Source organism: Terribacillus sp. FSL K6-0262, assembly GCF_037977385.1.
Taxonomy (GTDB): Bacteria; Bacillota; Bacilli; order Bacillales; family Amphibacillaceae; genus Terribacillus.
The window spans coordinates 336005-359922 of the sequence record NZ_CP150277.1 but is presented as its reverse complement, the minus strand read 5'-3'; the positions used below and the strand labels follow the sequence as shown (position 1 = coordinate 359922).

Here is a 23918-nt window from a genome sequence, read left to right as displayed (position 1 = left end):
TTCCTTAAGTGCTGAATGGGGCCGGACTGTGACAAATGACTGGCTGGCCTAAGAAAATGGAAGTGATTTGCTTCGCCAGCTATTGACGAATGATAGGAGAGAAGGAGGATGTCTGTCGAGTATATATGTAAAAAGTGTGAAAAGTGGTTGATAAACTTTACTTTCATTCGATCTTTTGGCATGATAAGTAATGGAAAAGATTTGTAACTATAGAAGGAATAATGGTGATCAAATTGATATTGCCTGAACACGCCAGATATTGCCTGCAGCACTCCAATAAACTAATCAATTTAAATAGGCTGACGCAGCAGATTGAAGTACTGCGTGAGCAGATGGCGGAAGTAGCATTCGAAAAAGGGTTCACAAGCAGTGAATCGATAGCGAAAAGCCAGGAATTGGACAAGCTGCTGAATCTATATGAAGCAAAAAGAAAGATATAAAAAGGACAGGTGCCAAAAAGACCTGTCCTTTTTATTATGCCAATGCATTGGAATCGAGGAAGCGTTCCAGCCTGTCCATTCCTTCCTCTAGCTGCTCCATACTGTATGCATACGATATCCGCATATATCCTTCCCCATATTCAGAAAATGCATCTCCAGGCACGATTGCAAGTCCAGCCTGTTCAACCAGTGCCAATCCCAGCTCCAATGATGTCATCTTCTTGATTGGGAACTTCGGAAATATATAGAACGCTCCGTTTGGTTTCTCTACAGCAAGCCCCATCTTCGAAAGTCGCTCCAGACAATAATCCCTGCGTACGCGGTAGGCTTCACGCATTTCGACGGGATCTTCCAAACCGTTCGTAAGTGCTTCGATTGCAGCGTACTGGCTGATGGAGGTGGCACAAGTAGCATTATATTGATGTACTTTGAGCATATGGTCGCTCAGCCATGCAGGTGCCAATGTAAAGCCTATTCGCCAGCCGGTCATCGAATGGGATTTGCTCAGACCGTTAATGATTATCGTCTTGTCCCTTACCTGCGGGAAGCGGGCAATCGAGACGTGGGCTTCATCATAGGTCAGCTCGCTGTATATTTCATCCGATAGGATGAAAATATCCTTTTCAGCAAGAAAGTCTGCCATCACCTTCAACTCATCATAGGTAAGTGTGACACCTGTCGGATTGGAAGGGTATGGCAGGATGATGCATTTTGTCTTCGGCGTAATATATTGCTCCAAGATGGATTGTGTCAGCTTGAATCCATTGGAAGAGGTATCTGCCAGAACGGGGATGCCGCCTGCCAGTGAGATGAGCGGTTCGTAGCCTGGATAGACTGGACCAGGTAAAATCACTTCATCACCAGGCTCAAGGATGGTGCGCAATGTGATATCGATTGCTTGCGATGCTCCGACAGTGACGATGATTTCATCCTCTGCCCGATAGGCGGGGGCATATTTCGAATAAAAATCACTGATGGCACTCCGCAAGGTCATCAGCCCTGCATTCGGTGTGTATGTTGTCTGATTTGACTGAATCGCTTCGATCCCGGCTTCTTTGACATGAAGCGGAGTCGGGAAGTCGGGCTGGCCGATCGTCAGACTGATCATATCTTTTTTATCTGCCACCAAGTTGTAAAAACGGCGAATGCCGGAAATCTGTATGTTTTTAACATGCGAATTGATAAGCTGTTCCATATTATGTACCTCCATTTACATATTTTCTTAACATAATGTTCAAACAATTTTGATTATAACGTGATAGTATTGGGAATAGCTAAAGGAAAATATTTAGGAGGCTAATGCAAATGAGACCCCGTAAGCTTTCTTTAGAGGAATTGATCACGCAAAACAAAAATGAGTTATTGCAGGATGACCAGGCGATGCTTCGGATCGAAGAATCCTTGGATGATAAGTACGGCATCCAGTCTGATCATTTGGAATGACCATTGATACATTATACCATAGTGCAAGATTACAAGGAATCCCGTCAAGGCGGGGTTCCTTTTCTGTTTAAATCGATGAATTTTAGCAGAAACTGATAAGGGAGGGATGACAATGATGATTGTACCGGTGATGGGGCTGTTGGCTGTATTGTCCATATTTGCAGTGATTTTCTTTTGTATTCGCTGGCTGGTTAAAAAGCAATGGTATTCGATTCTGGCTGTAATCACAGTACATGTCCTATTGGTGTATTTGTCTGGGTTTGACTGGCTGTGGTGGGAGTCTTCAAAAAACAAGGTCCTTTTGGTGATGACGTTGATTTGCAGCATGCTCATTTTCGTTAAATTAAGTGTATTCGTAGGTAATAAAAAGAAAAAGCGTACAGTTTAGGGTCAGTCCCTTAGCTGCGCCGCTTTTTCTTGTCGGGCCAGGTGAACTGACCGAGTGAGGATGGCGTATAGAATGCCGATCTTTTAATGGATGGCTGCTGTTTTGTCCTGGTATCCTGCTGCGGTAAATCCAAATAGCCGGAAAGGATCCGCTTTGCCTGGGATAGGGATAGATTCGGCTTCGGATTCCGAAAAGTCTTGTCCAATTCTCCCAGATGCGGGAGTATCTTGAAATCTTCCTTTGCAGCTGGGATATGAAAGTAATAGTCTGCTATTTGTACCAGCACGGTGGAGTGCTGTCTGCTGAGTTTTGGGTGTTCAGAGAAATGCAAACCGATTTTTTTTGCTTTGTTCTGCTCCAGCAGCTTTGCTACAGCTTGTTTTTTCAGTTGATACAAGTGGCTTGGATCAGGAGCTGTCTTCGCGTGCCGATTCACAACGAACAACGCTTTTGCGATATCCTCTAATGTCCAGTTCACTTTCATTCGAGTAACCTCCTAGTGCAGGAATAGACCCTATCGGAGAATGGTACTATCGTACAAAAAAGAAGTACGATTGGCAAGCTCTTTTTTAGTTGATTTCCACATCTTTCGGTCCGTGCTGCAAGGAAATGACGGATATTTCCGGCGGGCAGGCGAAACGGATGGGCATTCTTGTCGTACCGACCCCTCTCGAGACGAAAACATGCAGGGGCCTGGAGCCGACTTCATAATAGCTGTCCACGTAGCGCCTGCCATAAGGAGGGACAATCACTTCCCCGTAAAACGGAATCCGGACCTGGCCGCCATGTGAGTGGCCTGACAGCTGGACATCCACTGGCAGATGTTTTACGTTCTCGGCCAAATCTGGTTCATGCGCCAATAATATAGTAAAAGAATCTTCATCGCTATGCTTGGTGGCAGCATGCAAATTCGGTGAACTGCGTATGATATCATCAATGCCAGCCAGCACGATATGCTCCTGTTCGCGCTTCAATAATGCAGCGGTATTATGCAGGGGGGTGAATCCTCCGGCTTTCATATATTTCGCAACGATTGCATCGCTTTCGTCGCGGTAATCATGATTCCCAAATATCCAAAACTTCCCTAATGGAGCTTGGAGTGCAGTCAGGCAATCGACGATTTCCTGCTTCCATTTCAGCCGAATGGGCCGATCGGCAAAATCACCGGTGAACACAATGACGTCTGCCTGCTGAGCCTGTATATGACGCACTAAGCGTCTGAGTTTTCTGATGGAGTAATGATAACCTAAATGCAGATCACTGAACTGGACGATCTTCAGTCCGTGAAAGGCCTTGGGGAGCCGTTCACTGGTCAGTGTATATGATTTCGTCACCAGTTTGGCCGGCTCGATATACCGTGCATATGTATACCCGATGCCGGCCCCGGCTAAAATCGTCCCTGCTGCTGCTGAAATCCAAGTCTTCTTCATGAATGCACCTTCTTTTTCGTAATAAAGGCACTCTTCCCCTATACAATGGGGAGAATGCCTTTTTTTCATTAGATGAGGAATAGGATGGCGAAGAAATGAAACGCCGATCCCGCCAGTACGAATAGATGCCAAACCGCATGATGGTATGGAATCCTGCGCCAAACATAGAACACAGCGCCTATTGTATAGAAAAGGCCGCCGATGATAAGATACAGGATTGTCTGCTGCGGCAAAACTGCCAGCATCTGTTCCCATACCAAAACGATCATCCAGCCCATCAAGACATAAAAGACTGTCGACATGATAAGGAATTTTTTCACGAAGAAAATCTTGAAGATGATTCCCGCAAGAGCGATTCCCCAAACAATGCCAAAGATCGTCCATCCAAGCGAGCCTCTGAGGCTGATCAGCAATAAGGGTGTATAGGTACCTGCTATGAAGAGGTAGATGGCTGCGTGATCGAAAATCTGGAAAACATCCTTCACTTTCCCCTCGGGCAATGCATGGACGATTGTCGAAGAGAGATACATAAGCAGCATTGTCGTCCCATAGATCGCTACGGAGACAATGACCCAGGGATCTTTCGTGAAGCTTGCCAAGGCGAGCGCAACAGCAAGCGCCGCGATACTGAGCAATGCACCGAAGCCATGGGTGATGGAGTGGGCTGCTTCTTCTTTTTTCGTGAACATGTAAGTTTCCAATTAATTACCTCATTTCTGCTTTGTTTCAGTATACTGCTTTTTCTAGCTTTACACCATAAAAACGGAGTCAATCCTGGAAATATTTTATGGTGCAGATGCCCAAATGTGACAGCTTGCGGACATTGTCGAAATTGGTAGCCTATAGCGGTATATGGTAAACTGGAAAAGGTGATTGACCTCCTTCTACTGCCGCTGACAAAAGGAGAGATCGAATGGCAAAATTAGAGTTGCAGGAACTCACCGGAATGACGGTGGAGGACTTGATGATCGAGTCTGAAAAAGTCGCTCATGTCCAAACGAATAACCCGCTGGAGCACGCTTTGCTTGTGCTGGTCAAATCAGGTTATTCTGTCATTCCCGTACTTGATCATACGTACAGGTTGAAAGGCATGATTTCAAAGACAGCAATCCTGAATGAAGTACTCGGCATGGAAAGGTTCGAAATGGAGAAGCTATCCGATCTGAAGGTGTCGGAAACGATGCTGACGGATGTGCCGGTGTTGAAGAAATCCGATAGCTTCCTGACAGCACTGAAGGCTGTCGTGAATCAAGCTTTCCTATGCGTGCTCGATGATGAGGGATATTTCGAAGGTATCCTGACTCGGCGGGCGATCCTCAAAAAGATGAACAGGTACTTGCATGAACAAGTGCATTATCATCCGGCCGCCGATAAGACCAATGTCTGAGCATATAAGTACAGGCAGCAGGAAAGCATGTCCGAAAATGCTTGTTGATTAGTAAAAGTTTTGATAAAGTAATCCCATACGTTGTTACATAGGAGGCAATAACCGTGAAAATGATGGACGCAAATGAAATCATCTCTTTCATTTCGAATAGTAAAAAATCTACACCAGTCAAAGTATACGTCAAAGGAAGTGGCCTGGACACGCTGACTTACCCAGAGAGTGTAAAAGCTTTCCCTGAAGCGAACACAGCAGTTCTATTCGGAGAATGGAGCGAATTGGAAGGCTTTTTGAAAGATACTGCAGCAATCGAGGATTATGTCATCGAGAATGACCGCCGTAATTCTGCGATTCCGCTCTTGGATATGAAAGGAGTCAATGCCCGCATCGAGCCAGGCGCAGTCATCCGTGATCAAGTTGAAATCGGTGATGGCGCAGTCATCATGATGGGTGCTTCCATCAATATCGGCTCTGTCATCGGTGAAGGTACGATGATCGATATGAACGTCGTAATGGGCGGTCGTGCGACTGTTGGCAAGAACTGCCACATCGGTGCCGGAACTGTCTTGGCGGGTGTCATCGAGCCGCCATCCGCTAAACCAGTCGTAATCGAGGATGATGTTGTCATCGGTGCGAATGTTGTAGTATTGGAAGGCGTCACAGTAGGTAAAGGAGCAATCGTCGCCGCTGGCGCGATTGTAACGGAAGATGTAGCTCCAAACACACTCGTTGGCGGAACACCAGCACGTGTACTGAAAGAAATCGATGACCAGACAAAATCCAAGACAGAGATTCGTCAGGAACTTCGTAAATTGAACTAAAAGGAAAAGGAGCAGCTGCTGCTCCTTTTTTTATTATCAGATAAAAGCAGGTGATTGTATGGAAGATATATTGATCAAAATCAGGCGGGATTTGCATCGCATACCAGAGCTAGGCTTCCAGGAAGAAAAAACGCAGGCCTATTTGCTGGAATATATCCGCAATCTCCCGCAAGAGCACTTGGATATCAAATTGTGGCGGACTGGCATCATCGTCAGGGTTGCTGGTTCAGTCGGCTCAAAAACGATTGCCTATAGGACCGATATCGATGGATTGCCGATCACGGAAGCCACTGGATTGCCATATGAGTCAGAGCATAAAGGTCGTATGCATGCCTGCGGCCATGATTTGCATATGACCATCGCTTTAGGTGCATTGACGGCTTGTGCCAAGGACCAGCCTGCACAAAACATCGTTTTCATTTTCCAGCCTGCAGAGGAAGGGCCGGGTGGTGCTTTGCCTCTAATGCAGAGCGGTATTTTAAAAGAATGGTGGCCGGATGAAATATTCGCGCTCCATATCGCCCCTGAGCTGCCTGTCGGTACGGTTTCCTCCAGGGAAGGCTTATTGTTCGCCAATACGAGTGAGCTGTTCATCGATTTCAAGGGCAAAGGCGGACATGCTGCATATCCGCATTTGACACGGGATATGGTCGTGGCAGCCAGTACCTTTGTAACGAATATACAAGGAATCGTCGCCCGGAACTTGGACCCGCTGCAAAGTGCCGTCATCACGATCGGGAAGATGGAAAGCGGCTTCGTTCAAAATACGATTGCAGAAACTGCTCGTTTGGAGGGGACGATCCGGACGATGGATCCCGGCGCCATTGCTTTGATCAAACAGCATATCGAGCAGCAGGCAAGGGGATTTGAAATCAGCCATGATTGTGAAATCAGCATCGATTACGGATCCAATTATTATCAAGTTTTCAATGACAGCGACAAGGTCGAAGCATTCCGAAATGCATTGGATAAGACATCTTTGACATTTAAAGCAGCCTCTCCTGCAATGACTGGAGAAGACTTCGGCTATATGCTGAAGGAAATACCGGGATTTATGTTCTGGTTAGGGGTAGACTCGCCGTATGGTCTGCATCACAGCAAGCTGCAGCCGGATGAACTGGCACTATCTTACGGAGTCGAAGCGGTTTCTGCTTATATCGATCAAGCATGATAAAAGGCGCAAAGCTTATTGCTTTGCGCCTTCTGCTGTCCGCTGAAGAAAAACTTGATGTGGATAAGGGATCTCGATGCCTTCTCTGTCGAAGGCCTCCTTGATTGCTTTCTTCATATCACGTTCTGCCCCGTACTGTTCATTATTGGCGGTATGACCGATGATCCGCAAGGTGACCTCCGAAGCTCCCAGTGCTTCGACGCCGATGACATCAGGTCCTTCTCGGAAGCGTTCGTCTTCCTTGAATGTATCACATATTTCCTGCAGGACGCTCAGTGCGTGATCAATGTCATCTTCATAGCTGATGCCGATATCGACCATCGCCCGCATATTGCCGCGGGAATGGTTGCTGATGCCGTTGATATTTCGGTTCGGGATGAAATTCAGTGTGCCATCGAAGCTGCGCACCTGTGTCGTCCGCAAACCTACTTCCTCCACCACACCGTTGTATCCAGACGTCGTTACAACATCGCCGACTTCGATTTGACGCTCCAGAAGGATGAAGAATCCAGTCACAATATCACTTACCAGACCTTGGGCACCGAATCCGATGGCAAGACCGATGATACCTGCACCTGCAATCAGCGGGCCGATCTGGATATGGAAGGTACCGAAAACCATGACAATCAAAAGGAATATCAAGGTGTACCCGTATGTATTGATCAGCAGCTTCTCGAGCGTTTTCATTCTGCTTGTCGAAATGCGCTGTTTGCTGCTTGCTTTACTCAAGCTGGAGCTGATCAGTTTTTTCCCGATGGCTCGAAGGATGAAGTACCCGATGATGATCAGCAGCAGCTGCAGGCCGATTGATATGGTTTTTTCAATCAAGCCATCATAGTTTAATTGTAGTCCGTCTGTCAGAAAGTTCATAGCCTGTCTCCTTTTTCGAATTGTTGCTCATAGGATGATACCCTCATGGAACGTTGATGAAACGTCCTGTAACAAATGACGCGGTTAAGCATATAGTGACACAGTATAAAAGGAGGGGAAAGCCCGTGATCGGCAGTGTTGCACCGCAGTTTGAGCTGCCAGCTGTCTTGCCTGATGGAAAAACGGCTGTAGTCAGCATGAAGCAAAGCGTTGATGCGAAGAAATGGCTGGTGCTCTTTTTTTATCCTCGTGATTTCAGTACAGTATGTCCCACTGAATTGAATGACTTAGCAGATCGGATCGATGAAGTGCGGGAATTGGATGCCGAGGTAGTTGCAATTTCCACTGATAGTATCCAATCCCATGCTGATTGGCAGCAAGTACCGCGCGAGCATAATGGGATCCAGCACATCAGTTTTCCGCTGGCCTCTGATTTCACAGGTAAAGTATCCCAAGCCTACGGTGTACTGGATGGCCAAAGCTATACATCTATGCGATCCACCATAATCGTAAATCCTCAGGGTGAAATTTGTTATTATTTGATGCATGCCGATTTGGTGGGGCGGGATACATCTGAGCTGCTGCGCGTCTTGGAAGCATTGCAGACTGGAGAAGCTTGCGGCGTAAATTGGCAGCCGGGTGATGAGCTGCTATCGAAGGAGGATGTCTCATCGTGATACCTCAATTACCGGATATAATCGACCAGCAGGCGGCAAATTGGCTTTATCCGCCAGATGCAAAAGCCGGAGGACGTCCGCTCATCGTTTATTTTTGGTCTGTAAGCTGTGCTGTATGTAAGGAGAAACTTCCTCTGTTCCTGGAGTTTGCAGAATATGAAGGCCGATTCTTCGATATCTTATTGGTCCATGTTCCTCGCTCGGCAGCGGATCTGGATAAGCAATTGATCGACGATTATGTGTTTGAAAATAGGATCGGGCTTCCTGTCTATCTCGATCAAAGACACCAAATGAAGAATATATTCAGGGTCCAGAAGCTGCCTAGCATCGTTTTACTGGACAGGAATGGCAGGATCCGTCATAAACAATCCGGCGGAAACCTCACGACATTGCTCTTCAATCAGCTTGATGGATTAAAATACAGCTAGCATGCTTCCTGCACATACATGATTCATGGTAAGCTTGCTCTATCAGATAGTAAAGGATGATCGATATGAGCAAGCTGCTATACAGGGAAGACGCATTCTGCAAAGCTTGGCAGACAGAAATAGACGATACATATGAAAAGGATGGGCTTTATTTTGTTTCCCTGAAGGAAACAGCATTTTATCCAGGAGGCGGGGGACAGCCCGCTGATCAAGGGACAATTGCTGGATTGGAAGTAAAAACGGTGGAAAGCAAAGATGGTGTACCGTATTACGGACTGGAAACAAGACCAGAAGGTATGGTCGACTGCAGCATTGATTGGGAGCACCGATTCGATTTGATGCAGCAGCATACTGGACAGCATCTGCTTTCTGCTGCTTTTCGTCTGGTATCCGGAAGAGGGACGGTTGGATTTCACCTTGGGAAAGAGGATGTCACAATCGACTTGCCGGGCGATAGGCTGACGGAGGATGAGCTGGCCTCTGTCGAACAGAAGGTCAATGAGCTTATTTATGATGATCGGAAGATATCAAATTATTATGTGACTGCCGCTGAGCTCGCCGAGTTGCCCGTCGTCAAGCAGCCGACCGTCACGGAAGATGTAAGAATCGTTGAAATAGATGGAGTAGAATACAACCCTTGCGGCGGAACGCATGTTGCCTCCACTGGTCAAATCGGAATGATCAAAATCCTTAAAACAGAGAAGCAAAAGCAAGGGCAGCGTATCTATTTCCAATGCGGGAAGCGTTCTTTGGAAACCACCAGGGAGATGTTCGCCATCGTGGATCAAGTCGCCGCGCAATTCCAGACGGGCAGCAAGGATGTCCTGACACGGATCAAGAAGCAATCAACGGATCTCCAATCAGCTGTCAAAAAGGCAGAAGAGCTGGAAAGACAGCTGGAAGTATTGGAGTTGCGCGAGCTTGCTCAAACGGAAACGAGCGTGATTGCCCGTTCCTATCAAGGGAAAAATGTCAAAGCACTGCAGCGCATGGCAGTCACGCTGCTGGAGGCTGGCAAGCAATTTGTCATCCTCTCGAACCTTGATGAACAGAAGCTGGTCGTATCCCATGCACTTGAAGGTTTCCACTGCGGGAATTTGTTCCGTGAGTCCCTGCCCGAATTTGGAGGGAAGGGCGGCGGCAGCGCCCAGACTGCCCAAGCGAGCTTTCAAAAAAGAGAGGATATGGAACGCTATATACACTTCCTGCAGGAGCATTACCAAAGCATCGTATAAACGATGCTTTTTTCTATGTGATGAATTCAAACTTTTTTAAATTATCGTTAATTTCCCTCTGGTAAATTAGTTCGGAACCCGATATATTAGAACATGCGACTATCCGTGGAGGGGGAAAGGTTTTGGATATATTCAAGAAATTGAAGGAGTTTTATTGGCCTTATCGACGCAACTTCTACTTATCGCTTTTATTCATTGCAGTGGTGACGGCCATTACGGTCGTCTATCCGATCATTTTGCAGATCACAATCGATGATGTTGTCCTTGGGAATCAGTACGGGCTTATTCCGATCATCTCGGCTGGATTCCTCCTATTGATGCTTTTAAAGGGTGCAGCGAATTTCCTTCAGCAATATCTTGGGGATTTATTCGGGGTTCAGACCGTATTCAAGATGAGAAACAGCCTGTACCAGAAATTGCAGCGCCTGAGCTTCACGTATTATGATAATGCGCGCACAGGCGATTTGATGTCCCGATTGACCGCGGATGTCGAAGGAATCCGTTTTTTCCTCTCTGCAGGAATAGGCCAATTCCTGCGGGTTGTATTGCTGATTGTGATCAGTCTGGCTGTCATGTTCGCATACTCCGTACCGCTTGCGCTTGTCACGATGGTTTCCATGCCCTTTCTTGCTGTTGTGGTCTATCGCTTCGATAAGCGTGTCCATCCTGCTTTCCGCAATATCAGGACATCACTCGGTGTACTCAATACGCGTGTGCAGGAAAATATCAGCGGGATGAATACAGTCAAATCTTTAGCCAGAGAAGAATTCGAAATTGACCGTTTTACTGCTGACAATTCCACTTACCGAGATAACTACATTTTCACTTCAAAAGTATGGGCGAAGTTTTTCCCGCTCATGGAGCTGATCGGAAATATTTGCATGGTCCTCCTCATTTCCTATGGAGGGTATCTGGTCATTTCCGGAAAGCTGGAGCTAGGTGCGCTCGTTGCTTTCTTCAGCCTTGTTTCCTATATACTAGGGCCGCTTGCGAACCTTGGTTTCATCATCAATATGTTTTCCCAGGCCAAAGCTTCCGGAGAAAGGCTGCTGGAAATCCTGGAGGCAAAGGAAGATATCGGACAGCGGGAGCACCCGATCGGCATAAAGCGAATCAGCGGTCACGTAACGTTTGATCAAGTTACCCTTCAATATGTGAAGGATGACGATATGGCTTTGAAGAATATCAGTTTCGATGCCCCTCCAGGGAAAATCATCGGGCTTGTCGGAGGGACTGGTTCGGGTAAGACGAGTATCACACAGCTGATCACCCGTTTTTATGAACCTACTGCAGGGAGTGTCCATATAGATGGAAGGCCTGTGCAAGATTATGATTTAAGGATTCTGAGGCAGCACATCGGCTTCGTCCTGCAGGAGGCATTCCTCTTTTCGACGACAATCAAAGAGAATATTGCATATGGGAATCCTGATGGAGTCAGTTTCGAGCAAATCGTTGATGCAGCCAAGCGTGCACAAGCACATGATTTCATCATGGAGCTGCCTGATCAATACGATACGATGCTTGGCGAACGCGGAATGGGCCTGTCCGGAGGGCAGAAGCAGAGAATAGCGATTGCCAGGGCGCTGCTGATCGATCCGAGCATCCTGATTTTGGATGACGCTACAAGTGCTGTCGATATGCAGACGGAAGTGAAGATTCAGCAGGCATTGAAAGAAGTGATGAAAAATCGCACAACCTTTATCATTGCCCATCGTATATCGTCTGTAAAGCATGCAGATGAAATCCTTGTGCTTGATGATGGCGAGATCGCCGAACGGGGAACCCATGAGTTTCTGCTGCAAAATGGCGGCTTATACCAGCGTATCTACGAAATCCAGTATCAAGATCAAAACGCGATCATGCGATCGGCACAGTAAGGAGGAAGCCCATGGAAAATCTGCAATACAAAAAGCAACGCCATACGAATAGATTTCATTATTCCCAGGACCAAGTGATGGAAAAGCCGTTCGACTGGGGACAAATCAGAAGGCTGCTCGGGTTTATGAAGCCCTATAGCAGGAAGCTGCTGCCGGGGTCGATCGCTGCGATGCTGCTGTCTACGATCATCAGGCTGATCATACCGATTTTGATCGGTAAGGTGGCGATTGATATGGCCATAGCATCCGGGGACACGCAATTCCTCATTTATTTGGTAGCGGGGATCGGCGCTTTATATGTGCTGAACTATGTGGCAAATATACTGCGGATCAAATGGGTCAACGTCCTTGGACAGCATGTTATTTATGATCTGCGGAAGACGCTTTTCCGTCATATCCAGCATCTGTCGCATCGCTTTTTTGATACGCGGTCCGCTGGTTCGATTCTTGTACGGATACTTAATGATATCAACTCCTTGCAGGAGCTTTTCACGAATGGAATCATCAATCTGCTGACTGATTCCATCATGCTGATCGGCATCATCGGGATATTGTTCTTCTTAAGTCCAAAATTGGCCATTGCAGTACTGGTCATCCTGCCGCTCATGTTCTTCATTTCCACAAAGCTGCGGCAAAGCATCAGGCGTTCCTGGCAGCAGGTCAGGATGCAGAAATCCCGCATGAATTCACATCTGAATGAAGCCATCCAGGGGATCCGTGTGACGCAGTCTTACGCCCAGGAGCCGGAGAACACGGATTATTTCGAAGCGTTGAATCGGGATAACTTCGAAAGTGAGCGGATCGCCACCAAAAAGAGTGCGTATTTCGGTCCGTTCGTAGAGATGAGTAATGCAATCGGGACAGTCATTCTCATTGCCTATGGTGCACATTTGATTTTAACGAATCAAATCGAAATCGGGACATTCGTTACCTTCGCCTTCTTCTTGGGCATGTTTTGGGAACCGATTTCGCGATTGGGGCAGATTTATAATCAGCTGCTCGTCGCGATGGCTTCCTCGGAGCGTATCTTCGAGTTCCTGGATGAAGAACCGAATGTGGAAACTCGAGAGGATGCAAAGGCATTGCCCGACATGGAAGGTGATATCCGCTTTGAAGAAGTTGTGTTCGCTTATGATCAGGATCGGATTGCGCTGCATGAAATCGATTTGCATATCAAGGCAGGACAGACGGTCGCGCTTGTCGGCCATACGGGCTCGGGAAAATCGACCATTGCCAATCTGATCAGCCGTTTCTATGACCCCACTGCAGGCAGTGTGAGGATTGATGGAGAGGATTTGCGTGATGTAAGACTCGAAGATATCAGACGGCAGATCAGTGTCATCTTGCAGGATACATTCATTTTCTCAGGGACCATCATGGAGAATATCCGCTTTGGCAATCCTGAAGCAACGGACGAACAAGTGATGGAGGCAGCACGGGCTGTCGGGGCGGATGATTTTATCCGCCGTTTGGCAGATGGCTATGATACAGAGGTGGAGGAGCGTGGAAACATCCTCTCGGCAGGAGAGAGGCAGCTGCTGTCCTTTGCCCGGACCATGCTGGCTGATCCCCGGATCATCATCCTTGATGAAGCGACTGCCAGCATCGATACGGAAACGGAGCTGAAAATTCAGCATGCATTGCAGACCTTATTGAAAGGGCGCACAGCCATCATGATTGCCCATCGCCTATCCACGATCAGGGAAGCGGATAATATCATCGTATTGGAACATGGACGTATCTTGGAGCAGGGCAGTCATGAGGTGTTGATGAATGGGAGAGGCAAGTATTTCGAACTGGTAAAGACTCAATTCCAGTCTGACGGAAAATGACAAAGAGCGTATCTCACCGGAGATACGCTCTTTGTTTTGGGTAGTTTTCATTTCTTTGGGCATAACAAGAGAAGCGATTATCTTTACAGAAAGCAGGGATACATTTTGTTCGCTTATGATAGTGTAATTTTAGCGCGGATGCTCACCTCTATGACGCTCGTTTTCCATATCATCTTTGCGACAATAGGTGCGGGAGTTCCATTATTGATATGTGCTGCGGAATATGTCGGTATCCGCAAGCGGGATCCCAAATATGTATTGCTGGCAAGGAGATGGACAAGAGGCTATGTCATCATCGTCGCAGTCGGCGTTGTCACCGGAACTGCGATCGGTCTGCAGCTGTTTTTATTGTGGCCGACCTTCATGCAGATTGCCGGCCATGTAATCGGATTGCCGTTATTCATGGAAACCTTCGCCTTCTTCTTTGAAGCTATTTTTCTTGGGGCCTATATCTATACCTGGGATCGATTCAAGGGCAGGTATACACATTGGTATCTTTCGCTTCCGGTTGTGATAGGCGGGGGGATGAGTGCTGTTTTCATCACCACTGTAAACGCCTTTATGAATACACCGCAAGGCTTTACCTTGGAAGGGCGCACCATCACGTCGGTGGAACCGATAATGGCGATGCTCAATCCCGCGACTCCTTCAAAGGTGTTCCATGTACTGACTTCTTCCTATATGACATCCGGAGCCATACTTGCCGCCATCACGGCATTTTTCATCCTGAAATACGGTAACAATGCGTATTACAAGAAAGCGTTGAAGCTTACCATGATCATGACGCTGATTTTTTCCATTTTCACCGCGATTGCAGGTGATGCTTCGGCTAAATTTTTGGCAAGCTATCAGCCGGAAAAACTAGCGGCAGCGGAGTGGCATTTCGAGACCGAAAAAGGAGCGGATTTGATTCTGTTCGGCAGGCTTACGGAGGATAACGAAATCCAGGGTGCCATCCATCTGCCCAAGCTGTTAAGCTTTTTATCTTTCGGTGATTTCAACAGTGAGGTCACTGGTCTGGATAAAGTCGATGAAGACCTCATACCGCCGCTGTGGATTCATTATATGTTTGATTTAATGGTTTGCTTCGGAGCTTTTGGGATATTGATCAGCATGCTTTTTATCGTATTTATGTTCTGGAAGAAACGGGATCAATATAATAAGTGGCTATTAAGGGCGATTGTAGTGAATGCACCGCTTGCCATGCTGGCGATTGAATTTGGATGGATTTATGCAGAGGTGGGACGCCAGCCCTGGATTCTGCGGGGGTATATGCGTGTTGCGGAAGGAGCCATCTCTTCCCCATATGTCCATTATGTATTTGCGGCGTTTTTGGTCCTCTACGTACTGCTGGGTACATTCGTGACGCTTGTGCTCGTCAGACTCTATAAAAAGAATCCGATCCAGAAAGAGTGGGAAATGCGTTTTCCCGATACGTTATTTGGAGGTGATCAAAAATGAATTACGAAATACTGGGATTATCGGCACTATGGTTTTTCCTGTTCGCGTATTTGATTATCGCATCCATTGATTTCGGGGCAGGCTTTTTCGCTTATTATGCAATGCAGACGAAAAAAGATCATATCCTAAATCGATTGATCGCCAGATACCTATCACCCGTGTGGGAGATCACGAATGTATTCTTCATCTTCTTCTTCTACGGTCTGGCCTTCTTCTTTCCGGATGCAGGGTATTATTACGGGTCTGCGATGCTGATACCGGGTTCGATCATTTTATTATTGATTGGCATACGGGGTTCTTTTTACGCCTTTGAGAATTATGGATCGAGGAAAAGTAAATTATATACCTTCCTGTATGGAGCCAGCGGATTATTCATTCCCGCAGCGATCGCCACTGGTTTGACGATATCCGAGGGAGGGTTCATACGCCACGAAAATGGCAGCGTTTATTTACGCCATCAAGAATTGCTGACCAACCCTTTCTCTTGGGCGGTTGTATTTTTGGCTGTTGTCTCTGTCCTATATATCAGCGCTCATTTTTTGACGTATTATGCGAATAAAGCCGGTGATGAGCCTGCCCGCAAATTGCTTCGTTCTTATGCGCTATTCTGGGCTGCTCCACAAATCATTGCAAGCTTGACAGCGTTCATATTCATCAGCAGGCAGAATCCAGAGCATTATGACAACATGCTCGATCTCTGGTGGTTGTTCGGGATTTCTGTGCTGTTCTTCCTGATCGGCATTTATCTGGTCTATAGAGAAAGGAATTATGGTCTGTCGTTCATTTGTGTCATGCTGCAGTTTTTCTTTGCGCTATTGGGATATGGCATCGGCCATATGCCCTACTTGCTGTACAATGAAATCCAGGTAACGGCAGATGCAACATTGCCGGCGATGGGAATCGCGCTGCTGATTGCATTTGCCGGTGGTCTTCTCATGCTGATTCCTTCTTTGATCCTTGTGATGCGGATGTTCTTGTTCGATGCGGAGTATGTAAAAGGAAAGAAGTGATACAACCTTTACTCTTTGTGATAGACTAGGATTAGTTTATGAAATAGTGGAGGAAGTAAGATGAAGAGAGAATTTGCTGTAATTGGACTGGGCCGCTTCGGCGGGAGTATTTGCATGGAACTTAGCCGGGAAGGATATAATGTACTGGCAATCGATATTGAAGAAGACAAAGTGAATGAGTTCCGCAATATCGCTTCCCATGCAGTCATTGCCGATACCACGGATGAACAGGTACTGAAAGAATTGGGTATCCGGAATATCGAGCATGTGATTGTCGCCATCGGGGAAAACATTCAAGCCAGTATCCTGACCACACTCATGCTGAAGGAGCTTGGCATCAAGAAAATAACCGTCAAAGCTCAAAATGATTACCATGAAAAGGTCCTGAGCAAGATAGGGGCAGATCACATTGTCCATCCCGAACGTGATATGGGAAGACGGATTGCCCATAAAATTGTCAGCAATAACATCCTTGATTACTTGGAACTTAGTGATGAACATAGTATCGTGGAGGTACAGGCCGGAAGGAAAATGGCTGGCCGATCTCTCATAGAACTTGATATCCGCGCAGCATATGGCTGTAACGTCGTAGCCATCAAGCAGGCAAATGAAATCAATGTAAGTCCTTCGCCGGATGAGGAACTCGGTGCAGAGGATATATTGATTGTCATTGGTGCAGACCGTGATTTGGCACGTTTTGAACGTGCCATTGCCGAGGATTGAACCATGAACCCAAACAGATTCAGACTGTTTGGGTTTTTTTATGTATCAAAAAGGTTACATACAAAAGGAGGATAATTCAGAAACGGGAGATGATATCATGTTCGAAAGAAGAACGGGAGAAGTATTGGCAGATCAGCTGCTTGAATGGAGTGTCGATCATGTGTACGGTATACCCGGTGATTCCGTCAATGAGTTCATCAGCGACTTACATAAGAAGGAGGATGAGTTGAAGTTCATCCAGGTCCGCCATGAAGAGGCTGGTGCACTCGCAGCCGCTGCATATGCCAAGCTGACCGGAAAACTTGGGGTCTGTCTGTCGATTGCAGGGCCGGGAGCGGTCCATTTGCTGAATGGTTTGTATGATGCACGGGAAGACAAGGCGCCAGTCCTGGCCATCGTCGGACAAGTGCCGAGCAACGAGCTAGGTACAGGAGCTTTCCAGGAAGTGAAGCTTGAACAGATGTTCGAGGATGTCGCTGCCTTCAATGAAAGGGCGGAATCCTTCGAGCAGCTGCCGGATCTTCTTAATCAAGCGATCCGGGAAGCATATGCCAATTCCGGGGTAAGCGTCTTGGTCGTATCGGATGATTTGTTTGCCCAGAAGCATCCAGGGAAACCTGGCAAGACTTCAGCCAACTATGCCAGACCTCGAATTGCTCCTGCCAAGCAGGATCTTCAAGAAGCAGTCAAATTGATCGACCAGGCAAAAAAACCGATCATCCTGGCTGGTAAAGGAGCAAAGCATGCGCGTACGGAGCTGATGGCATTTGCGGAGCATATTAAATCCCCGATCATTCTCAGTCTGCTTGGCAAGGGTATCATCCCGGATCATCACAGCTATAATCTGGGACAGCATGGGCAGATCGGGACAACACCTTCCTATGAAGCGATAAATGAAGCGGATTTGCTGCTGCTTGTAGGAACCAGTTTTCCATATCGATCATTCCTGCCGGATGATTTGCCGGCAATCCAGATAGATATCAAGGCAAGCGCAATCGGAAGTATCTATCCAGTGGAAGCCGGATTACCGGGGGATAGCAAGGAATTGCTCCAGGAACTGATACAAATGACGGATGAGAAGCTGGACACATCTTATATCGAAAAGTATCAAGAAAAGATGAGGGAATGGCATACACAGCTGCAAATACAAAAGAAAAGGGAGGAATCACCGATACAGCCTCCGCAGATAATGTATGCCCTGGAGAACAATATGGATAAGGATGCCGTCATTTCCTGCGATGTAGGAAATGTCACGGTTTGGACGACAAGATATCTGCCTTTGACCCAGCAGGACTTTGTCGTATCCGGACGTCTGGCAACGATGGGCTGCGGGCTGCCTGGTGCCATCGCGGCCAAGCTGGCCTATCCTGGAAAGCAGGCGATTGCCATTTGCGGGGATGGTGGTTTCAGTATGAATATGCAGGATTTTGTCACAGCGGTGAAGTACGATTTACCAGTGAAAGTAATTGTGCTGAATAATAGTCAGCTTGGTTTGATTAAATTCGAGCAAGCAACAATCGGGACCCCCAACTATGGTATCGATATGGGGGAAATGAACTTCGCTCAATTCGGTCAATCATGCGGCGGTGAAGGCTATCGTGTTGAAAAGTTCGAGGATCTGGAAACGAGCATCAAGCAAGCGTTCCTTTCTGATAAACCAGCCATTATCGATGTGGTGATCGAGGATATGGCTCCGCTGCCAGGAAAGATATCCTACCAGCAAGCAGTGAAATACACAGAATATCTGATCAAGGAATTTTTCTCTACTGGTAAAATAGAGCTTCCGGATATGAAAGAGTCTGTCAAACGTCTCTTGAAATAAGAAAAGCCTGAGCGCATGCTCAGGCTTCATTTTATACTTCCATGATGATCGGGAGCACCATCGGACGGCGTTTTGTTTTTTCGAACAGGAACGGCGCGATGGTATCCGTGATTTCATTTTTGATTTCGGACCATTGTGTCGTTTTTCTTTCCATTACTTTATTCAAATGAGCCGAAACAATCTTCTGTGCTTCATTGATGAGGTCTTCAGACTCACGCATATAGACGAAGCCGCGGGAAATGATATCCGGGCCGGAAGCAATTCTGAATTCCTTCATATTGATGCTGACAACGACGATGACAAGTCCTTCTTCGGACAGGATGCGGCGGTCGCGCAATACGATATTCCCGATATCACCGATACCGCTGCCGTCCACATAGATGGAGCCGGAAGGGATCTTGCCGGCAATCGCAGCACTATCCTTACCCAATGCCAGTACATCACCGTTATCCATGATGAATGATTGTTCCTCATCAATACCGCAAAGCTTACCAAGTTTCATATGCTCGACCAGCATGCGATATTCGCCGTGAATCGGCATGAAGTATTTCGGATTCATCAAGCGAAGCATGAGCTTCTGTTCTTCCTGGCTGCCGTGACCGGAAGTGTGGATATTGTTCAAGGCGCCATGAATGACGTCTGCTCCAGCACGATACAGCATGTTGATGATACGGCTTACGCTGACTGTATTCCCTGGAATCGGGGAAGACGAGAACACGACTGTGTCACCAGGCTGGATCTGAATCTGGCGGTGTGTACCATTAGCGATCCGGGACAGGGCAGCCATTGGTTCACCCTGGGATCCGGTACATAGGATGACAACCTCATTCGCCGGCAGACGGTTGATCTGATGCGAATCGATGAATGTATCCTTCGGTGCATTGATGAAGCCAAGTTCTATCCCCAAATTGATGTTCGTTTCCATGCTTCTGCCGAAAATGGCAACTTTACGGCCTGTTTTCACTGCTGATTCAACTACTTGCTGCAATCGGTGGATATTGGAAGCGAAAGTAGCGAAAATCAAACGGCCGTCGACACGTCTGAAAATATCGCTGATACTTTCACCGACAACACGTTCAGACATGGTGAATCCTGGTACCTCACTATTTGTTGAGTCGGAAAGTAAGCAAAGTACGCCTTCTTTGCCGATTTCAGCCATTTTCGCTATATCAGCTGGCTGTCCGACTGGAGTGAAATCGAATTTGAAGTCACCGGTATGCACGATATTGCCAGGAGGGGTCTTGACGACGATACCGAATGATTCCGGAATACTGTGTGTAGTACGGAAGAAGCTTACGGAAGTCTTTCTGAATTTGATGATGTCATCTTCCCCGTAAATATTGAGCTTGGCGTTACGCAAGAGGCCATGCTCATCCAGTTTGTTTTTGATCATACCCATAGCGAGCTTTCCGGCATAAATCGGGATATTGACTTCTTTCAAGAGGTAAGGTACGCCGCCGATGTGGTCTTCGTGACCGTGTGTGATGAACAAGCCTTTGACTTTGTCCTGGTTCTGCACGATATAAGTGAAATCAGGAATCACATAATCGATACCAAGAAGCTCGTCCTCCGGGAATTTGATCCCTGCATCGATGATGATGATCTCATCCTGGAATTGGACACCATACATGTTTTTGCCGATTTCTCCGAGTCCGCCAATGGCAAAAACAGCTGTCTGGTCATTTTTTACGAATTTCATTTCGCTTGCTCCAGTTTGAAGTCTTCAGATTGTTTTTCATATGCAAGATGTGCCTCATCGAGCGGCTGGATGAACTCGATGTTGATGTCACGTTCTGCCAATGCTTTCCGTACCTGTCTTACGTTTTCCGCTTCCATGTACAAGCTTTTGGTGCGCTCGCGTACAGGAATTTCGGAAGGGTTTTCCTGATAAAATACTTTAAATACCATATCTATCTCTCCTATTCTCATGGTTGACAATTACTTTTATATCCATAACGAACGGAGCAAGTCTGTATGAAACCGAATTGCTGGCGTATTGCTATTCAGTTAGATCTTGTCCGCACGTAGTAGGCACTCGTCGTTTTTGGCCAAATAAATCTTTCCACCGTTTCTTTAACTTTTCCTTCAAACGCTTGAGCACACGAAGCAACTCCTTTCGTTTTCGCAGAAAAGCAAGAAAAAACGTTTACCGGTCCAATCCCTCTTACCTACAGTATAGTATGAAAACGCTAAGATGAAAACTAAAACACAGCATACTTTCAAAAAAACTGCCGATAAAAGGAAGGGATGGTTGTTTTCTCTTGGGATTCATGTAAAGATATTTTTCGACGAACCTGCATAACTTATACTCGATTATAAGAAGTGGAGAGGAAAGATGCAAGGGCAGGAAAGACTAGGAGGAGGATGTACAATGGGGAAAAGTATCGTATTCCTGGATATCGATGGCACGATCCTGAATACAAAAGGTGAAATACCGCAGGCAACAAAGGATGCCGTCCAGGCGTTAAAGGATAATGGTCATTACGTGGCGATAGCGACAGGAAGGGCACCATTCATGTTTGAGGATATCCGCAAGGAACTCGACATTACTTCTTTTGTCAGCTATAACGGTCAATATGTCGTCTTTGAAGGGGAAGTGATCCATCGCAATCCGATTGAAAGGCAGCATTTGCTGCATCTGTATGATGAAGCGTCCGAAAAAGGGCATGCCATGGTATTCATGGGAGATACGATCATGAAGGCATCGGAGACTGACAACAGTTTTGTCCGGGACAGCCTGGCATCCCTGGGATTTACATATCCGGAAATCGATAAGGACTACTTCCATCACGAACCGATCTACCAATCACTCCTATTTTGTGAGGAAGAGGAGGAGCAAGCTTATTCCGACCATCATGAGCATGTCCGTTTCATCCGGTGGCATCCGCTTTCCTGTGACGTCCTGCCTGCTGATGGCTCCAAAAAAATCGGTGTGACGAAATTGCTGGAAGCTGCAGACATTCCCGTACATGCAGCTTATGCGTGCGGAGATGGATTGAATGACTTGGAAATGATTGAATTCGCAGGCACTGGGATTGTAATGGGGAATGCCGTGCCTGAATTGAAGGAGCTGGCCGACATCCAGACAGCCCATGTGGATGAAGATGGTCTTGCACTTGGTCTGAAGAAGGCTGGATTGATATAAATAAAATGCGCACTCGTCTCGAGTGCGCATTTTTATAGTTCTATCGGTTTGGAATTATCCGGCTGTGCGAAAGGATCCTCCTTGTTGATACGATCGTAGAACATCGTTCCGTTCAAGTGGTCGATTTCATGCTGGAAGACGACTGCAGCATAGCCTTTCAGCCGTAATTTGACCTCCTTGCCCTCCAATGTGACCGCCTTGACTGTGATGCGGGCATATCTTGGTACATAGCCAGGTATTTCGCGATCAACGGATAGGCAGCCCTCACCGCTCATCAGATACGTATTTTCGACAGAATGACTGACGATTTTAGGATTGAAAAGGCCATATTCATAAAAAGTCCCGTTCGGATCTTCGAAATAGACCGCAATCATGCGTTTGGATATGCCGATTTGCGGTGCAGCCAGGCCAACGCCAGGGCGCAGGTCGTATTTTGCCGCTATTTTCTCGTCCTGACTATTCTTCAAATACTCGAGCATCTCTTTCAATGTTTGTTTATCTTCTTCCGATGCAGGCAATTCCACTTCTTCTGCAACTTGTTCGAGAATCGGATTGCCTTCGCGGATGATATCATCCATGGTAATCATGCTGATCACTCCTTGCGCTGTTACTTTTCCGTTCCTTAGTGTATCACAAGAATGTTTATATGACACCAGAATCAATCTGCAGATTTGTTTATCGCACTTTCACGTTTTTGGGGTTTGTTATACAATGTAGGGGAATACATAGAAGCTGTGGGAAACATGGCAGAGGAGGATACGTTTTGCGCAAGTTAGGAATAGGCCTGCTCCTGATGGGGAGCGCCGTGGGACTCACTGCGTGCAACAATGCGTCACCGGAGGAACAGGTATACAATCATTTGGAGGAGGCCATATCCCTTGAATCTGGATATGTCGAACAGCAGGATTCTCTGACGGATCTGGAAAAGAAAGAACAGGATCTATACAATGAGATTCTGCAGTATGGCGAGGATGAGCTGGATCAGATCAAGAGCAAATCAAAGGAAGCGATCGATTTGATCAGACAGCGCAAGGATGCCCTTGCCAAGGAAAAAGAAAGCTTGGATGAAGCGGAAGCAGAATTCAAAAAGATCGACTCCATCATCGATGACCTGGAAAGTGACGGCGCCAAAGAAAAGGCACAGACACTCTATGATACAATGGAAGCCAGATACAATGCCTATGATCGGCTCCACGACGCGTATACAAAAGCCTTGGATGAAGATAACGCCTTATATGAAATGTTCCAGCAAGACGATATCACCCAGGATGAATTGACGAGCCAAATCGAAAAGATCAATGCGGGTTATGATGATATCAAAGCAGCCAATGAAGAATTCAATAAGCATACAGAAGCATTCAATGAACAAAAACAGCAGTTTTATGAAGCTGCTGGCCTGAATGTGGAAAATGGATGAACGGAAACCCTTTTCTCGGAATGAGAGAAGGGTTTTAGATTTTACTGATACAGTGTTAAAATATTGTGTAGTACAGATGTCAAACCGAGAATTGTGAAGATTTCCTTAATACCGTTTTCATAAATAATCAGCAATATCCAATCTAAGATGTTGACGTTTTCCGGCAAGATAAGCTAAACTATAACAGGACATGAATTGTATCACTTTTCGTTATCATGATTTATGTAACAGTTTTGTGTACTTTTGTTGTAACCGGTTAAACGAGGGGATGCACCGAGTACAGTAAACTATTGTGGTACTTCCTGTGTTTTTGGAAAGGCTATTACAGTAAATATAGTTCTAGG

25 protein-coding genes are annotated in these 23918 nt (G+C 46.6%); 17 read left to right on the top strand and 8 right to left on the bottom strand.

Annotation, left to right across the window (positions count from 1 at the left end):
* Positions 1-221 precede the first annotated feature (221 nt).
* Positions 222-440, top strand: coding sequence for an aspartyl-phosphate phosphatase Spo0E family protein (locus tag MHI54_RS01785; protein WP_143594456.1), 219 nt, complete (start codon positions 222-224; stop codon positions 438-440).
* A gap of 34 nt (positions 441-474) precedes the next feature.
* Here the strand turns inward: MHI54_RS01785 and MHI54_RS01780 are convergent, their stop codons facing one another.
* Complete coding sequence (locus MHI54_RS01780) at positions 475-1635, bottom strand: aminotransferase A (RefSeq protein ID WP_340082184.1); 1161 nt, start codon at positions 1633-1635, stop codon at positions 475-477.
* Between the two features lie 110 nt (positions 1636-1745).
* Between MHI54_RS01780 and MHI54_RS01775 the strand changes: the two genes are divergently transcribed.
* A complete protein-coding gene (locus MHI54_RS01775; RefSeq protein ID WP_158221458.1) occupies positions 1746-1883 on the top strand; it encodes an FbpB family small basic protein in 138 nt (45 codons plus the stop codon).
* Positions 1884-1995: 112 nt separating this feature from the next.
* Complete coding sequence (locus MHI54_RS01770) at positions 1996-2271, top strand: hypothetical protein (protein ID WP_340082183.1); 276 nt, start codon at positions 1996-1998, stop codon at positions 2269-2271.
* A 10-nt stretch (positions 2272-2281) separates the two neighbouring features.
* Here MHI54_RS01770 and MHI54_RS01765 read toward each other — a convergent pair whose 3' ends face one another.
* The 3 genes from MHI54_RS01765 to MHI54_RS01755 form a co-directional block, all read right to left on the bottom strand.
* Positions 2282-2755, bottom strand: a complete 474-nt coding sequence (locus MHI54_RS01765) for a YkyB family protein (RefSeq protein ID WP_095214559.1) — start codon at positions 2753-2755, stop codon at positions 2282-2284.
* Between the two features lie 85 nt (positions 2756-2840).
* Positions 2841-3701: a metallophosphoesterase gene (locus tag MHI54_RS01760; protein ID WP_158221459.1), complete on the bottom strand. Its 861-nt coding sequence runs from the start codon at positions 3699-3701 to the stop codon at positions 2841-2843.
* A 68-nt stretch (positions 3702-3769) separates the two neighbouring features.
* On the bottom strand, positions 3770-4390 hold the full coding sequence (locus MHI54_RS01755) for a hemolysin III family protein (RefSeq protein ID WP_095214807.1): 621 nt from the start codon (positions 4388-4390) through the stop codon (positions 3770-3772).
* A gap of 224 nt (positions 4391-4614) precedes the next feature.
* Here MHI54_RS01755 and cbpB point away from each other — a divergent pair, with 224 nt between their 5' ends.
* The 3 genes from cbpB to MHI54_RS01740 all read left to right on the top strand — a co-directional run bounded on the left by cbpB (position 4615) and on the right by MHI54_RS01740 (position 7077).
* A complete protein-coding gene (gene cbpB / locus MHI54_RS01750; RefSeq protein ID WP_095214561.1) occupies positions 4615-5088 on the top strand; it encodes a cyclic-di-AMP-binding protein CbpB in 474 nt (157 codons plus the stop codon).
* Positions 5089-5192: 104 nt separating this feature from the next.
* Positions 5193-5906, top strand: a complete 714-nt coding sequence (dapD, locus tag MHI54_RS01745; protein ID WP_198946016.1) for a 2,3,4,5-tetrahydropyridine-2,6-dicarboxylate N-acetyltransferase — start codon at positions 5193-5195, stop codon at positions 5904-5906.
* A 58-nt stretch (positions 5907-5964) separates the two neighbouring features.
* Positions 5965-7077: an N-acetyldiaminopimelate deacetylase gene (locus tag MHI54_RS01740; RefSeq protein ID WP_340082182.1), complete on the top strand. Its 1113-nt coding sequence runs from the start codon at positions 5965-5967 to the stop codon at positions 7075-7077.
* Between the two features lie 15 nt (positions 7078-7092).
* Here the strand turns inward: MHI54_RS01740 and MHI54_RS01735 are convergent, their stop codons facing one another.
* A complete protein-coding gene (locus MHI54_RS01735) occupies positions 7093-7947 on the bottom strand; it encodes a mechanosensitive ion channel family protein (protein WP_340082181.1) in 855 nt (284 codons plus the stop codon).
* Between the two features lie 125 nt (positions 7948-8072).
* Here MHI54_RS01735 and MHI54_RS01730 point away from each other — a divergent pair, with 125 nt between their 5' ends.
* The 9 genes from MHI54_RS01730 to MHI54_RS01690 all read left to right on the top strand — a co-directional run bounded on the left by MHI54_RS01730 (position 8073) and on the right by MHI54_RS01690 (position 19012).
* A complete protein-coding gene (locus MHI54_RS01730) occupies positions 8073-8624 on the top strand; it encodes a peroxiredoxin (RefSeq protein ID WP_340082180.1) in 552 nt (183 codons plus the stop codon).
* On the top strand, positions 8621-9052 hold the full coding sequence (locus tag MHI54_RS01725; RefSeq protein WP_340082179.1) for a TlpA disulfide reductase family protein: 432 nt from the start codon (positions 8621-8623) through the stop codon (positions 9050-9052). Before MHI54_RS01730 ends, MHI54_RS01725 begins: the two co-directional genes overlap by 4 nt.
* A gap of 65 nt (positions 9053-9117) precedes the next feature.
* Entirely contained in the window at positions 9118-10287 is a 1170-nt protein-coding gene (locus tag MHI54_RS01720) for a DHHA1 domain-containing protein (RefSeq protein WP_340082178.1), read from the top strand.
* Between the two features lie 122 nt (positions 10288-10409).
* Positions 10410-12164 (top strand): ABC transporter ATP-binding protein, encoded by a 1755-nt coding sequence (locus tag MHI54_RS01715; protein WP_340082177.1) that lies wholly within the window; start codon positions 10410-10412, stop codon positions 12162-12164.
* Between the two features lie 11 nt (positions 12165-12175).
* Complete coding sequence (locus MHI54_RS01710; protein ID WP_340082176.1) at positions 12176-13996, top strand: ABC transporter ATP-binding protein; 1821 nt, start codon at positions 12176-12178, stop codon at positions 13994-13996.
* Positions 13997-14134: 138 nt separating this feature from the next.
* A complete protein-coding gene (locus MHI54_RS01705) occupies positions 14135-15457 on the top strand; it encodes a cytochrome ubiquinol oxidase subunit I (RefSeq protein WP_095214809.1) in 1323 nt (440 codons plus the stop codon).
* Positions 15454-16467, top strand: coding sequence for a cytochrome d ubiquinol oxidase subunit II (locus MHI54_RS01700; protein ID WP_095214569.1), 1014 nt, complete (start codon positions 15454-15456; stop codon positions 16465-16467). The genes MHI54_RS01705 and MHI54_RS01700 overlap by 4 nt, the downstream gene beginning before the upstream one ends.
* 60 nt (positions 16468-16527) lie before the next feature.
* The gene (locus MHI54_RS01695; protein ID WP_095214570.1) at positions 16528-17190 is read left to right on the top strand and encodes a TrkA family potassium uptake protein; all 663 of its coding nucleotides are present in this window, start codon (positions 16528-16530) and stop codon (positions 17188-17190) included.
* Between the two features lie 97 nt (positions 17191-17287).
* Positions 17288-19012, top strand: coding sequence for a pyruvate oxidase (locus tag MHI54_RS01690; protein ID WP_095214571.1), 1725 nt, complete (start codon positions 17288-17290; stop codon positions 19010-19012).
* 31 nt (positions 19013-19043) lie between these two features.
* Here the strand turns inward: MHI54_RS01690 and rnjA are convergent, their stop codons facing one another.
* Positions 19044-20711: a ribonuclease J1 gene (gene rnjA / locus MHI54_RS01685; RefSeq protein WP_095214572.1), complete on the bottom strand. Its 1668-nt coding sequence runs from the start codon at positions 20709-20711 to the stop codon at positions 19044-19046.
* Positions 20708-20920 carry a DNA-directed RNA polymerase subunit epsilon gene (locus MHI54_RS01680; RefSeq protein ID WP_095214573.1) on the bottom strand — a complete coding sequence of 71 codons (213 nt, stop codon included), beginning with the start codon at positions 20918-20920 and terminating at the stop codon, positions 20708-20710. The genes rnjA and MHI54_RS01680 overlap by 4 nt, the downstream gene beginning before the upstream one ends.
* 463 nt (positions 20921-21383) lie before the next feature.
* Here MHI54_RS01680 and MHI54_RS01675 point away from each other — a divergent pair, with 463 nt between their 5' ends.
* Complete coding sequence (locus tag MHI54_RS01675; RefSeq protein WP_095214574.1) at positions 21384-22157, top strand: Cof-type HAD-IIB family hydrolase; 774 nt, start codon at positions 21384-21386, stop codon at positions 22155-22157.
* A 32-nt stretch (positions 22158-22189) separates the two neighbouring features.
* Here the strand turns inward: MHI54_RS01675 and def are convergent, their stop codons facing one another.
* The gene (def, locus tag MHI54_RS01670; protein ID WP_095214575.1) at positions 22190-22744 is read right to left on the bottom strand and encodes a peptide deformylase; all 555 of its coding nucleotides are present in this window, start codon (positions 22742-22744) and stop codon (positions 22190-22192) included.
* 176 nt (positions 22745-22920) lie between these two features.
* Here def and MHI54_RS01665 point away from each other — a divergent pair, with 176 nt between their 5' ends.
* Positions 22921-23574, top strand: a complete 654-nt coding sequence (locus MHI54_RS01665; RefSeq protein WP_158221462.1) for a YkyA family protein — start codon at positions 22921-22923, stop codon at positions 23572-23574.
* Positions 23575-23918: the final 344 nt, after the last annotated feature.

Coding starts and splice junctions, on each gene's coding strand:
- MHI54_RS01785 (WP_143594456.1), top strand. CDS start 222: ATGGTGATCAAATTGATATTGCCTGAACACGCCAGATATTGCCTGCAG.
- MHI54_RS01780 (WP_340082184.1), bottom strand. CDS start 1,635: ATGGAACAGCTTATCAATTCGCATGTTAAAAACATACAGATTTCCGGC.
- MHI54_RS01775 (WP_158221458.1), top strand. CDS start 1,746: ATGAGACCCCGTAAGCTTTCTTTAGAGGAATTGATCACGCAAAACAAA.
- MHI54_RS01770 (WP_340082183.1), top strand. CDS start 1,996: ATGATGATTGTACCGGTGATGGGGCTGTTGGCTGTATTGTCCATATTT.
- MHI54_RS01765 (WP_095214559.1), bottom strand. CDS start 2,755: ATGAAAGTGAACTGGACATTAGAGGATATCGCAAAAGCGTTGTTCGTT.
- MHI54_RS01760 (WP_158221459.1), bottom strand. CDS start 3,701: ATGAAGAAGACTTGGATTTCAGCAGCAGCAGGGACGATTTTAGCCGGG.
- MHI54_RS01755 (WP_095214807.1), bottom strand. CDS start 4,390: ATGTTCACGAAAAAAGAAGAAGCAGCCCACTCCATCACCCATGGCTTC.
- cbpB (WP_095214561.1), top strand. CDS start 4,615: ATGGCAAAATTAGAGTTGCAGGAACTCACCGGAATGACGGTGGAGGAC.
- MHI54_RS01740 (WP_340082182.1), top strand. CDS start 5,965: ATGGAAGATATATTGATCAAAATCAGGCGGGATTTGCATCGCATACCA.
- MHI54_RS01735 (WP_340082181.1), bottom strand. CDS start 7,947: ATGAACTTTCTGACAGACGGACTACAATTAAACTATGATGGCTTGATT.
- MHI54_RS01720 (WP_340082178.1), top strand. CDS start 9,118: ATGAGCAAGCTGCTATACAGGGAAGACGCATTCTGCAAAGCTTGGCAG.
- MHI54_RS01710 (WP_340082176.1), top strand. CDS start 12,176: ATGGAAAATCTGCAATACAAAAAGCAACGCCATACGAATAGATTTCAT.
- MHI54_RS01705 (WP_095214809.1), top strand. CDS start 14,135: ATGCTCACCTCTATGACGCTCGTTTTCCATATCATCTTTGCGACAATA.
- MHI54_RS01700 (WP_095214569.1), top strand. CDS start 15,454: ATGAATTACGAAATACTGGGATTATCGGCACTATGGTTTTTCCTGTTC.
- MHI54_RS01695 (WP_095214570.1), top strand. CDS start 16,528: ATGAAGAGAGAATTTGCTGTAATTGGACTGGGCCGCTTCGGCGGGAGT.
- MHI54_RS01690 (WP_095214571.1), top strand. CDS start 17,288: ATGTTCGAAAGAAGAACGGGAGAAGTATTGGCAGATCAGCTGCTTGAA.
- rnjA (WP_095214572.1), bottom strand. CDS start 20,711: ATGAAATTCGTAAAAAATGACCAGACAGCTGTTTTTGCCATTGGCGGA.
- MHI54_RS01680 (WP_095214573.1), bottom strand. CDS start 20,920: ATGGTATTTAAAGTATTTTATCAGGAAAACCCTTCCGAAATTCCTGTA.
- MHI54_RS01675 (WP_095214574.1), top strand. CDS start 21,384: ATGGGGAAAAGTATCGTATTCCTGGATATCGATGGCACGATCCTGAAT.
- def (WP_095214575.1), bottom strand. CDS start 22,744: ATGATTACCATGGATGATATCATCCGCGAAGGCAATCCGATTCTCGAA.